The sequence below is a fragment of the Cohnella algarum genome (genome assembly GCF_016937515.1).
Lineage (GTDB): Bacteria > Bacillota > Bacilli > Paenibacillales > Paenibacillaceae > Cohnella > Cohnella algarum.
Genome location: NZ_JAFHKM010000002.1, coordinates 3,744,891 through 3,756,730, shown reverse-complemented (window position 1 = coordinate 3,756,730; position 11,840 = coordinate 3,744,891). Strand labels below are relative to the sequence as shown.

Genomic DNA, 11,840 nt, shown 5'->3' with positions numbered 1-11,840 from the left:
TCACCGTACAACTGAATCATATAGGCTTTCACTGCTATTTTCAAGTTTCATATGTACGAAATTGTTTGGACATCTCCACAAAAATAAGAGGGATTTTTTTAGTGCCGATTGCATAGTTTTCATCAAACTTACGTTCCCTATGCGCGGGCCGGTTTCTTTTGCCATCGTTCAAGGTTATAATTTTCATATTAAACGGAGGTGTCACCTATGGATCAAGCTCTTGGAGAAGTCAGGGACGTAGCGATTATCGGCGGAGGCCCCGCCGGGATGTTCGCGGCTTTTTACGGCGGAATGAGGCAAATGTCGGTAACGTTGATCGAAAGCATGCCGCAGCTGGGCGGGCAGTTGGCCGCGCTGTATCCGGAAAAGTATATTTACGATGTCGCGGGATTTCCGAAGGTGACGGCTCAAGAGCTGGTGGACAACCTCAAACGGCAAATGAGCCTGTTCGAGCCGGACGTTCGTCTGGAGGAAAAGGTGCTGAGCGTGAGCAAGCTGGAAGAGCGGCTGTTCGAAATCGTCACGGACAAAGGCGTCCACCGTGCCCGCGCGGTGATCGTGACGGCGGGCGTCGGCGCGTTTGAGCCGAGAAGGCTGGAACTGCCCGAGGCGGCCAAATTCGAAAAGGCCAATCTTCATTATTTTATAAGCGATTTGGAGCGGTTTCGCGGCAAGAAGGTGCTAATCAGCGGAGGGGGCGACTCGGCGGTCGACTGGTCGCTCATGCTGGAGCCGATCGCGGAGCAGGTGACGCTCGTCCATCGGCGGGACAAGTTCCGGGCGCATGAGCACAGCGTGGAACTGCTGAAGCAGTCGAACGTCAACATCGTCGTGCCGACCGAAATTACGGCGCTTCACGGCGAGGACGAAATCCGCAAGGTGACGCTGACCCATACGAAGACGGGGGAAACGCAGGAAGCCGACGTCGACGCGGTGATCGTCAACTTCGGCTTCGTCAGCTCCCTCGGCCCCATTTCCGAATGGGGACTGGACATACGCGACGGTTCCATCGTGGTCGACTCCCGGATGGAAACGAGCGTTCCCGGCATTTTCGCGGCCGGCGACATTACGACCTACAACGGCAAGCTGAAGCTCATTGCCGTAGGGTTCGGCGAAGCGCCGACCGCGATCAACAATGCCAAGGTTTATATCGATCCGGGCGCCAAGCTTTCTCCCGGGCACAGCAGCAACATGAAACTGTAACGTTTGCAACGATTTTAGGGCATCCCCGTGGCGGTTCACTGCGATTTGCGATGACGCGGTCATGAAGGATGCCCTAATTTTTATGTTTCCGCATGCGATGTTGTTGCCGTACGGTCTTGGAACTAAACCGTCTGCTCTTCGGGCAAAGCCAATTCTCGCCGGTGGATCTCCGCTTGCAGCAACGACACGAACTCGTGCTCAAGCTGAAGACGAAGCGCATGGCGATAGGCTTCCAACAGCAATTCATCCGATAGAAGCGGCAACATGATCCACACCCTTTCCTCCTCAATTGGTTGTGAGGGCATCATAGCATGCGGCGGAAAAGGTGGACAAGGGTTCGCGCTGTCCACATTCCTAAGTGGACAACTTGTGGATATAATGTTGAAAAGCGTCGGTAAAGCCCGATTCTACACTGTGAACATTGTGGATGAAGTTATTCACAGCCCATTTTCGAACGTTTGCATAAAAAACTTTGATTGCGTAATTTGCGGTGATTAAACGAATGTATTGAAAATAATGTCATTTTCCCTCGTTTATTGCGGTCGAGTATTGACTTCCAATATCCAAATATGGCCGTTCCGGTCGATTCCGTAATCGTAGCCCAGCGACCCGACCCCCGGAAAGCGGCTTTCCAGCAGGCTTGTCGCGGTTCTCGTCAGCTGTCTCATTTCCCCTTTTTTCGCGCGGACGAGGCGCGGCGACAACGATCGCGAAATGCCTTGGGCCGCCGTCATCTGGCTGCCGCCTCGACAAAGATTGGTCACGAACAATCCTTTGCGCGCCATGCGTCCGACCATGGACCGGATCGTCCAGCTTCCGTTTTCCTTGATGTATTTGACCCGGTAATCGATCGGCCTTCCGGCGATGCGGGCCAGATGAATGCCTTTTTGAATCAAGTAGGAGCGCCGCCCGCGCTTGTGGTTCAAGTGGGACAGCAGGCCTTGAAACGTTTGGAACGATTGCGTCCTGGCCATATACGTGCATTGATAGGTCCCTCCGACTCGGGACACTTTCATGACCCCGATGCCTCCGCCGCCGCGAACGGGCTTGATGACGACCATTCCGTACTTCGAAAGCATCTCGCGAAGAGCGGAAGCGTTGAACAATTTGGAAGGCGGAATGTGGCGGGCCACATAAGGATCGGTCCGCAGCGCGTTCGTCTTCAGCCACTTGCTGGCCAATTGCCGTCCCGACGAGATCGTTGCGAATTTCGCAGTTTCCATCCTCTGCGTCTCCTTTCCTGTTGCTACGCTATTATCTTACGGGGGCAAAAGGACAGGTTCTTGGATGAATGACGCCCGAAAATCGCCCGAAAAAAAACCGCCAGGGCTCGACGTTCGAGCCCTGGCGGCACTGCCCCGTACCTGTCAGCACGGTTCCGCGTTCGGTTTGCCGGCGTCGGTCGCCGTACGGAACGACGAGCCGCAGCCGCACGTCGCGGTCGCATTGGGATTGAAAATGGTAAAGCCTCCGGAAAGCCCGCTTTCCTTGAAGTCGATCTCGAGACCGTTCAAGTATTTCGCGCTGTCGGCATCCACGACAACCTTCAATCCGCGAACATCGAGGACCTGATCGTCTTCGTGCTGCTCGTCGTCGAATCCCATTCCGTATGAAAAACCGCTGCAGCCGCCTTCCTGCACACCGACGCGCAGGAACAAGTTCGGAGATTCCTCCGCCGCGAGCATTTCCTGGATTTTTTGGCTGGCCGTTTCGCTGATTTGAATCATGGACGATCCCTCCTTGCATGTAGTGACAAACCGTAAAAGAAAGCCCGTATTCAGCTTTCCCGCTGCTTCCCATTATACTCCTCGGGGTACAAAGCCTCAAGGGGGCACCCGGTTAGCGGGATTTACAGGGTGAAAGACTTAACCTTTCCCATTTGCTAAAAAACCCGGCGCGTCATGCGCCGGGCTCTTCCTCTTTCCAATCCGCGGGCGAAGCCGCTTGCTGCTGGTGCAAGGCCTTAAGTTCGATGCGGCAGCGGAAATGGCCGTTTTCGTTGATCAAAAATTCGGATAAACGTCGGAACACGTGGGCAAGCTCCGGCCCCGTCGAATCGGTATCCAGCCCGTAGCGGAACTGGTCGGCGGGCAGCCCTTTCACCTGAATCCGCTCTTCGTCCCGGCTTTCCGATTCGCGAATGCGTTTCCACTCCTTGGAGGGCTCGAACTTGTCCGCGCGGCGTACGATTTGCTCGTATATATGCTGCTTTTTCAGCCACATGTAATATTGAATCGGGTTGTTCAGCCCCCAAGCCTGGCTCAAATCCTTGATCGTATATGCGGCTCTGTATTTTTGCAAGGTTGCAACCTTTTCACTTTTTTCCATTTTCTCCAATTCCGCGAGGGGCAAAATGTCGGGCTTCAACGCGAACACCATCCTTCTACGTTATTTTTCGCTACATTTAACATAACCATATTTTACTTTATATTCAAGTTGATTCCCCTATTTGACATTAATTATACCTCATTTATTTTTGTTGCCGGGCGGAGATCGGAGGTTTATAATGTAAACTGACATTTCGGTTGCCGTGGCATTCGTTATAATCGGCTAAAAAGTTATTTTTTTCACAAACATTTTGCGCTGCACCGCCTTTGCAGCCATGAAATTGGATAAAAGGAGGCCGTTCAATGTCCCTTATTTTAACGAATCCGGATCGCAAAATGGCCGAAATCGCGGACAAAGTCCGCAACGGCGAAAGACTTGGCCTGGAGGACGGCATTTTCTTATACGAATCCGAGGACTTGCTCACGATCGGACAGCTGGCGAACGAAGTCAATTTGCGCAAAAACGGCAAAAAAGTCTATTTTACCGAAACGATGAGCCTTTACTTTACCAACGTTTGCGAATCGCACTGCGCGTTCTGCAGCTTCCGCAAGGATCTCGGCGAAGAAGGCTCCTATACGCTAACCCCGCAGGAAATGTTCGAGTACGTCGACCAGCACATTACGCCGACCGCGCGGGAGTTTCATATTGTCGGCGGCCACAACAACCACGTGCCGTTCGAATATTACGTCGAATCGATTCGCGCCTTGAAGGAGCGGTACCCGCACGTCACGATCAAAGCGTATACGGCCGCCGAAATCGATTTTTATTCGCGGCTTTCCGGCTTGAGTTACCGCGAGGTGTTGGAGCGGCTTATGGCGGTCGGCCTTCAATCGCTTACCGGCGGCGGCGCGGAAATTTTGTCCGATCAATACCGGCAAAAAATGCGGGTAGAAAAAGCCGGCATCGAGCAATATTTGGAAGTGCACCGGATCGCGCATCGGCTCGGGATGAAAACGCCGACCACGATGCTGTACGGCCCCGTCGAATCCGTCAAAGAGCGGGTCGAACACATGCTGCAGCTGCGGGCGCTGCAGGACGAGACGAACGGATTCCAGGTGTTCATTCCGCTGTCCATGCAGCCTTCCAGTCCGAAGGCCGGCATCCGCCGCCGCAATTCCGCGTTCGACGATTTGAAGGCGATCGCCATCGGACGGCTGATGCTGGATAATTTCCAGCACGTAAAGGCCTATTTCATCAATATCGGGACTCAATTGACGCAGGTGGCGCTTACGATGGGCGCATCGGACGCGCACGGCACGATCGTCAAAGAAAAAATCAGCCACGCGGCAGGCGCGCTGACGCCGGCCGGCATTACCCGGGAAGATCTCGTATGGCTGATCAAAGGCGCCGGCCGGATCCCGGTCGAACGCGATACGCTGTATAACGAATTAAAGGTGTACGAATAACCCGACGCTCGAAGCGGCAGGCGTAGCCGCTTTTTTTGCCGTGCGTTTCCTTCCTCGGGCCATACTAAGAAAAGAAGACATCAAAGGAGATTTCCACCATGAGCAACGTTGTCGTTCTCGGCGGCGGCTACGGCGGGCTGACCGTCGTACAGGAATTATTGCAGCATATCGCGGCGGACGTTCGCATCGTCCTGATCGATCGGAATCCGTTCGGCGCGCTCAAAACCGAATTTTACGCTTTGGCTGCCGGCACGTCGTCCGAGCTGGATATCCGCGTTTCGTTTCCGTCCCATCCGCAATTGGACATCGTCTACGGCGAGGTCGAATCGATTTCTTTCGAAACCCGAACCGTTCAATTGGCGGGCCGGGACCCGATTCCTTACGATTCGCTTGTCATCGCGCTCGGGTGCACGGACAATTTTCACGGAATCGAGGGCGCGCCTCAGTATTCCACCGGCGTCCAATCGCTGTCGGCGACCCGCCGGACTTATCAAATGCTTAACGATACGAAGCCTTACGGCCAAATTCATATCGTCGGAGGGGGACTGTCCGGCGTCGAAGTCGCTTCGGAATTACGCGAAAGCCGTCCCGACCTGAACATCCGCATTTTGGACCGCAGCAGCCTGATGTCCGCATTTCCCGGGAAATTGCAAAAATTCGTCGCTTCCTGGTTCAAGGAGCACGATGTCGAGCTTCGCTCCCAAGTTCATATTACCCGTTTGGAGGAAGGCGTCATTCATAACGGCGACGAGGAAATCTTGTCCGACGTCACGGTTTGGACGGCCGGCATCCAGCCGGTCGAACTCGTGCAAAAATTGACCTTCCCGAAGGACAAGCAAGGCCGGCTGATCGTTAACGAATGGCATGAGCTCCCCGATGCAAGAGACGTGTTCGTCATCGGCGACTGTTCCAGCCAGCCGTTTTCGCCCAGCGGACAGCTGGCCCAGGCGCAGGGCCATCAGGTTGCCCAGGTCATCGCGGCCCGCTGGGCGAACAAAGACATTCGCCTCCCCGGATTCAACTGAAAGGAACGCTCGGCTCGCTCGGCAAAAAATCCGGCTTCGGCCTAATGGGCTCGACGCCGATTCTGGGACGGGTTCCCCGTTTGCTCAAAAGCGGCGTCCTCTGGAAAAGCCGCCGCCATTTCGGTTAAAAATCCCGTATTTTTACAGATCGTCGAGCAGCTTGTCGAGAGCCGAACGTTCGGCATCCTGCTCGCCCATCTCGGCTAAAATTCGATCGTATAGCTCGTCCGCGGTTTCCGCGAACACGGCCGTCCCGTTCACGAGCGCATACGGGGACAAATAACATTCCCCGCAGTTGCCGAGACATCCGTACTCGACCGTTTCGACATCGGGAAGCTGCTCCAGTTTCCGCAGCACGCGATCGGTTCCGTGATGCATGTTGGTTACGCAAAATTCGACGATATGCACGGAAACCACCTCCCTCTTTGTTTTGCGGACATCCGTTTTATTTCCTTGCGTTTTGTACTATAATAAACCTAAGAAAGGAGTCGATAATGATGAGCGAAAACACGCAAACCGCAGACTCGATGTACGACGAAGTGCTCGAAGTGCTCGACAAGCTGCGTCCGTTCCTGCAACGCGACGGCGGCGACGTTGAACTTGTCGACGTGGAAGACGGCATCGTGAAGCTGCGCCTGATGGGCGCTTGCGGCAGCTGCCCGAGCTCCACGATTACGCTGAAAGCCGGCATCGAGCGCGCGCTTCTCGAAGAAGTCGAAGGCATCGAGGAAGTCGTGCAAGTGTTCTAATTTTTTGATTCCCATTCCCGTTCGATTCGTTTCGGACGGAAAGCGGGCCCCGCTTCGCCGATTGCCGGCGGCGGGGCCTTTTGCCTTTTCGGCGGCCGCTTACAATAGCTTGATGTTGTTTACGATCGGATCGAGTCCTCCCGAGACGTCGACCGTGTTCCCGGTAATGAAGTCCGATTCGGGCAAGCACAAAAAACCGATCACGCGGGCCACGTCCTCGCCCGTGCCCGGACGCCCGCGCGGAGATTCCTCGTCCTTCACGCCCTCGACGTCCGCGATGCCCTTTTCCTTATTCGCGCCGCGAATATCCCCGGGACAAATCATATTGACCGTAATGCCGTTGCCGGCTTCCTCGGCGGCGAGCGTTTTCGTGAACGAAACGAGCCCGACTTTGGCTGCCGCATAGACCGCCCGGTGCGGCCATGACCGCGCCTCTGAAGCATGCCCGAATCCGAAATGCACGATGCGTCCCCACTGCCGCCGGCGCATGCCGGGCAGCACGCGATGATCGAGCAGCATCGTGCCGACGAGGTTTCCGTTCATCAAATAATGAATCTGCTCGGCCGTATAGTCGGCGAACAGCTTGCGCTCCCGAATAAACGGACCGGCGTTGTTGACCAAAATATCGACCCGGCCGAACCGGCTTTCGGCTTCCCCTACCAGCCGCTCGGCATCATCGGGTTTTGCGATGTCGGCCTGCACCGCGATCGCTTGGCGCCCGAGCGCGGCGATATCCGCGCATACGCCCTCCGCCTCCGTTCGGCTCGATACGTAATTGACGACGACGTCGCAGCCGAGCGCCGCCAGCTCAAGCGCCGTGCGCCTGCCCAAGCCTTTTGCGCTTCCGGTGACAAGCGCCGTCCTTCCCAACAGCTTCGACAACCGTTCCCGCCCCTTCCCCGCAGCGCGGTTTACCCTTTATTCCGCGTTTGATCGCAAGTACGCAAAGGAGATGGCCAACGTTTTCACGACCATGTCCCAGCCGTCCTCCAAATCGTTCAATTGCGCCGACAGATCCTCCAGACGAAGCCGGGAAAGATCGCGTTCCGGCTCCAAGCTTTGCAGCAAATCGTCCTGCAATTCGGCATTCATATGATGAACTTCCGTATTGCGCCTCTTGCGAAGCCGGTCGAGCGGAGGCTTGTACGCTTCCTTCCAATGCCCGAGTTTTTCCCCCAGCTCCCGATGGCGCCCGTCCTGCCTCATTCGGCGAAGCACCGTGAAATAGGAAAAATGCGGTTTGACTTTTTCCGTTTCGAGAGACAGGGCGTCGTTCAGCAGCGTGCCGAGCTTGTCAAGCAAGGCGAAAATGCGAATGTAGGCGTTTTTATCGAAATAGACGTACCGGTCGTAATCCAGCCGTTCCGCGTCCCCCAGCTCTTTCACGATCGTGGCGGTTACCCGGCTTCCGAAGCGGAAAGCGGCGTAACGGCTTTGCTCCAATTCATCCAGCGAGCGCAGTAGGCCTTCCGACCAGATCGCATATTTGCGGAACCTGGCGTTGTCCTCGTGAATGCCGTTTGCTTTGTCGCGCAGACGGCGGATATAGCTCTCGATTTCCCGAACGGCTTCCGCGGGGGCGCCCTCCCACTTGCGGGGCGGTTCCCCGAATATCGATCTCAGCATGAAAGTTCCTCCAGCGTTTTCCGCCCTTGCCGATGTAGGCGCTTAAGCGCCAGTCGATTTGGCCGTTCTATTTATTTTAAGCAAAAAAAGCGCCGCGCTCAACCCTGAGGGCCGGCGAGGCGCCGATATGGATCAGGCCGGAAAATATTCCTTCCACCGCTTGTCCACGAGCTGCACGATATCTTCTCTCGGAAACAGCTCGTCCGGATAGCCGGGCTTCATGCGGGCATCGATCACGAGCGGCAGCCCGTACCGGATATGATGGCGGCCCTGCTCGCTCACGGCGTAAATATCCTGCGCCGGATTAAAGCGCGTAAACGTGGTCCACAGGAACGAGGACTCGCCTTCCGCCATGTCGGCATCGTCCGCCAGCACGACGAGCGGCCATTCGCAGCCGGACTCCGCAAGCTGAACGGACAACCGCTCGGCCAGCTGCGGATCGCCCGCGTAGCTTGCTCCCTGGACGACGAGGCAGCCCGGGCAGAACGGCTTCAGCCGGTCGATTCCCGGAATGAGACCGCCCGTATATTCGGAAGGAAGCTTCCGGATCGGCTCCCCGATGCCCAGCATTACCGCCTTGCTGCCGTGATTGAGCCGCGGGCCGGTGTAATCGAGCGTATCGTGCGAAGTGTTGTCGAAAATATACAAATCCTTCTGCGGATCGAACCGTTCCAGCACGGTGGACAGCAGCAGACGGAAATTCTCCAGGTCGACATCCCGGTCGGTCAGCATCAGCACTTTCGTAAGCGACAGCTGCCCTTGGCCGAGAATGCTGAACGCCGTTCCCATCGCTTCGCGCGAATAGCTTTCCCTGACGACGGCCGAAGACAGGGCATGGAAGCCCGTATCCGCGTATGTCCACAGGCTGCGGACGCCCGGCATGACCATCGGAAACGCGGGAGAAAGCAGCCGCTGCAAAAATTCGCCCAAATAATAGTCTTCCTGGCGCGGCTTGCCGACGATCGTCGCCGGGTAAATCGCATCCTTGCGGTGCCAGACGTGATCGACGTGCAAAACCGGAAAATCGTGCTGCAGCGAGTAATAGCCGTAATGGTCCCCGAACGGGCCTTCCGGACGGCGCTCGAACGGGAGCAGGCGGCCGGAAATGACGAATTCCGCTTCCGCCGGAATCCGGTGCCCGCCCAGCGGATCTTCGGCCATCGGCAGCTTGCTGCCCATGATGAGCGACGTCAGCAGCAGCTCGGGCAGGTTTTCGGGGGCCGGCGCGATCGCGGAGGCGATAAGGGCCGGCGGCCCGCCGAGAAACACCGTCACCGGCAGCGGCTCGTTGCGCTTCTCGGCCTCGCTGTAATGGAAGCCGCCCCCGCGGTGAATTTGAATGTGCATGCCGGTCGTTTTTTCGTCGAAAATTTGCATCCGGTACATGCCGAGATTGTGCTTCTTCGGATGTCCCGGCTGCTCGGTGTACACGAGCGGCAGCGTAATGAAAGGCCCGCCGTCCTCCTGCCAGCTCGTCAGCGCGGGCAGCCCCTTGAGCGGCTGCTCGGTTCGGGAGACGCCCAGCACCGGAGCGGCGTCGCGGCTCGTTTTGCGCAGGCCGATCTTCATCAGGTCAAACAGCATGTCCTTCTCCTGCCACAGCGCGGCCGGGGTCGGCGGCAGCAGCTTGTCCAGCGCGCCGACGAGCCGGTTCATCAATTGCTCCGGCCGGGGACCGAACGCGAGGTCTACCCTGCGGCTTGTCCCGAACATATTCGTCACGACGGGGAAGGAGCTTCCTTTTACGTTCGTGAACAGCAAAGCCGGGCCCTCCTCCTGGATGACCCGACGATGGATTTCCGCGATTTCGAGGTAAGGATCGACAGGCGCCTCGACGATCGCCAAATCTTTCTCCTTGCGCAGCACGTCCAAGAACGGCCTAAGCGACGAAAAACTCATGAATTCACCCTCCAAGCGGCGTTAGCGGCGGGACAGTTGATAAGCCCGGACCGCCAGCAAGCATAAAGCGTTGAACAGAATGCAAATGATGATCGTATGGAGCAGAGCGGTAAACACGTACACGTCTTCGTTATGCAGCGTGACGGTAAGCAGCCAGCCGCTTAAAATTTGCGCGACGACCAGTCCGAGCGCCGAGGCGGCGATCCCGTTCAGTTCGCGGCTTCCCGAAGCTTTCCGGACGTACAGGAACATGGCGACGATCGCGAAAAACAAAAGGACGGCGGCCACGCGGTGGATAAAGGCCGGAATCGTCGCCCCGGTCAGTTCCGGCACGATTTCGCCGTTGCAGAGCGGCCAGCCGATGCATCCCCCGGCGGTGCTCGTATGCCTTACGTACGCCCCGATATAGACGACGACGTAGCAGTACGCCATGACGGCCAGAGCCCATTTATAGAGCGCGGCGGGAACGCGGGCGGCGCCTGTTCCGAGATGAACGGCCGCCGGATTCGGCTCTCCTTCCGCTTGCGCTTTCTCGTATCGTTTCGCCCACGCGTACAACAGCCAGGTGAACGAAAACGCGATCATCGAAATGCCGAAATGAATCGCCATCACGGCGTCGGACGTCGGCCAAATGACGGCCATCATCCCCAGAATCGCCTGGACGACCGTGAACGCCAGCGCTCCGCCGGAGTACCACAGCGCTTCGCGGCTTCGCGGACGCATCATAAACGCAAAAACAAACGTAGCGAGAACGAGCAGTCCTTCGATGCCGGTGACGAACCGGTGCGAATACTCGATCATCGACTCCAGCGTATAGGCCGGAATGAACTTCCCGTGGCACAGCGGCCAATCCGTTCCGCAGCCTTCGCCGGAGCCGGTATTCGTAACGGTGACGCCGGCCAGCAGCACCAGCAGCATCCCGATGCAGGACAGCAGCGACAATATTCGAAATCTTTTTGCGGTCATGGCCATCCCCGGTTTCATTGTGAAAGTTAGCTCAAAATAGCCAACCTCATTATACCGAACCGCGTTTCACAATACTATGTTTAAAGTATGACGATTTTATAGCGGGACGGCGGCTGCCTTGGAAAAATGGCTTTTGTTGTCATGAAATCGCCTTTATACGGGTCACAAAATCGCCATTATTCGCCATTATATCTCATATTGCGCAAAAAAGCGCCCTCTCGGGCGCTTTCGTTGCCTGCTCCTTATACCGACGCGGACAGACTGTCCGAAACGGCAATCGCTCGATCGAGAAACAGCTCGATCTCTTCCCGCGTCTTGCGAAGCTTGCTGACGAACCGAACAAGCTCCTTGCCTTCCCGGAACGCGATGAAGCTTGGGATTCCGAGAATGTTCAGCTCGAAGCAAAGGTCGGCCAAATCGTCGCGATCGATTTCGATAAACGCGATGCGGCCGGCGTACGCCGCTTCCACGTCCGGCATGAAGGGATCGATGAAATGGCAGTCCTTGCACCATGTCGTCTTGAATACCGCAACCGTCAGCCCGCTGCCGCCGACCGCCTCGCGAAACTCGGCCTCTTCCCTGATTTTGCGCATAACCTCCGTACCTCCTTCGAAAATCTCCGGTTATCGTACGGTCAT

13 protein-coding genes and 1 pseudogene are annotated in these 11,840 nt (G+C 56.6%); 4 read left to right on the top strand and 10 right to left on the bottom strand.

From position 1 onward, the window contains the following. Positions 1-207 precede the first annotated feature (207 nt). Positions 208-1,203 carry an NAD(P)/FAD-dependent oxidoreductase gene (locus tag JW799_RS16795; protein ID WP_080834054.1) on the top strand — a complete coding sequence of 332 codons (996 nt, stop codon included), beginning with the start codon at positions 208-210 and terminating at the stop codon, positions 1,201-1,203. A 122-nt stretch (positions 1,204-1,325) separates the two neighbouring features. Here the strand turns inward: JW799_RS16795 and sda are convergent, their stop codons facing one another. The 4 genes from sda to JW799_RS16775 form a co-directional block, all read right to left on the bottom strand. Then, positions 1,326-1,469 (bottom strand): sporulation histidine kinase inhibitor Sda, encoded by a 144-nt coding sequence (sda, locus tag JW799_RS16790; protein WP_080834056.1) that lies wholly within the window; start codon positions 1,467-1,469, stop codon positions 1,326-1,328. Positions 1,470-1,736: 267 nt separating this feature from the next. Further along, positions 1,737-2,426 (bottom strand): YheC/YheD family protein, encoded by a 690-nt coding sequence (locus JW799_RS16785; RefSeq protein WP_080834057.1) that lies wholly within the window; start codon positions 2,424-2,426, stop codon positions 1,737-1,739. 144 nt (positions 2,427-2,570) lie between these two features. Next, positions 2,571-2,930 carry a HesB/IscA family protein gene (locus tag JW799_RS16780; RefSeq protein ID WP_080834059.1) on the bottom strand — a complete coding sequence of 120 codons (360 nt, stop codon included), beginning with the start codon at positions 2,928-2,930 and terminating at the stop codon, positions 2,571-2,573. A 172-nt stretch (positions 2,931-3,102) separates the two neighbouring features. Continuing rightward, positions 3,103-3,504, bottom strand: coding sequence for a hypothetical protein (locus JW799_RS16775; RefSeq protein WP_139787141.1), 402 nt, complete (start codon positions 3,502-3,504; stop codon positions 3,103-3,105). A 329-nt stretch (positions 3,505-3,833) separates the two neighbouring features. On the opposite strand from JW799_RS16775, the gene mqnE reads away from it, so the two are divergent. Continuing rightward, positions 3,834-4,937 carry an aminofutalosine synthase MqnE gene (gene mqnE, locus JW799_RS16770; RefSeq protein WP_080834062.1) on the top strand — a complete coding sequence of 368 codons (1,104 nt, stop codon included), beginning with the start codon at positions 3,834-3,836 and terminating at the stop codon, positions 4,935-4,937. Between the two features lie 98 nt (positions 4,938-5,035). Further along, positions 5,036-6,090: pseudogene (locus JW799_RS16765) on the top strand (NAD(P)/FAD-dependent oxidoreductase). 13 nt (positions 6,091-6,103) lie between these two features. Here JW799_RS16765 and JW799_RS16760 read toward each other — a convergent pair. Beyond that, on the bottom strand, positions 6,104-6,370 hold the full coding sequence (locus JW799_RS16760) for a YuzB family protein (RefSeq protein WP_080834066.1): 267 nt from the start codon (positions 6,368-6,370) through the stop codon (positions 6,104-6,106). Positions 6,371-6,459: 89 nt separating this feature from the next. On the opposite strand from JW799_RS16760, the gene JW799_RS16755 reads away from it, so the two are divergent. Then, positions 6,460-6,711 carry a NifU family protein gene (locus JW799_RS16755; RefSeq protein WP_080834067.1) on the top strand — a complete coding sequence of 84 codons (252 nt, stop codon included), beginning with the start codon at positions 6,460-6,462 and terminating at the stop codon, positions 6,709-6,711. A gap of 99 nt (positions 6,712-6,810) precedes the next feature. On the opposite strand, the gene JW799_RS16750 is transcribed toward JW799_RS16755, so the two are convergent. From JW799_RS16750 to JW799_RS16730, 5 genes are all read right to left on the bottom strand, one after another. After that, positions 6,811-7,593, bottom strand: coding sequence for an SDR family oxidoreductase (locus JW799_RS16750; protein ID WP_080834070.1), 783 nt, complete (start codon positions 7,591-7,593; stop codon positions 6,811-6,813). A 36-nt stretch (positions 7,594-7,629) separates the two neighbouring features. Then, positions 7,630-8,337: a Cthe_2314 family HEPN domain-containing protein gene (locus JW799_RS16745; protein WP_205430768.1), complete on the bottom strand. Its 708-nt coding sequence runs from the start codon at positions 8,335-8,337 to the stop codon at positions 7,630-7,632. Positions 8,338-8,469: 132 nt separating this feature from the next. Then, positions 8,470-10,236: a UbiD family decarboxylase gene (locus tag JW799_RS16740; protein WP_205430767.1), complete on the bottom strand. Its 1,767-nt coding sequence runs from the start codon at positions 10,234-10,236 to the stop codon at positions 8,470-8,472. Positions 10,237-10,257: 21 nt separating this feature from the next. Beyond that, the gene (locus JW799_RS16735; RefSeq protein ID WP_205430766.1) at positions 10,258-11,202 is read right to left on the bottom strand and encodes a COX15/CtaA family protein; all 945 of its coding nucleotides are present in this window, start codon (positions 11,200-11,202) and stop codon (positions 10,258-10,260) included. 242 nt (positions 11,203-11,444) lie between these two features. Beyond that, positions 11,445-11,795, bottom strand: coding sequence for a thioredoxin family protein (locus JW799_RS16730; protein WP_080834075.1), 351 nt, complete (start codon positions 11,793-11,795; stop codon positions 11,445-11,447). Positions 11,796-11,840 lie beyond the last annotated feature (45 nt).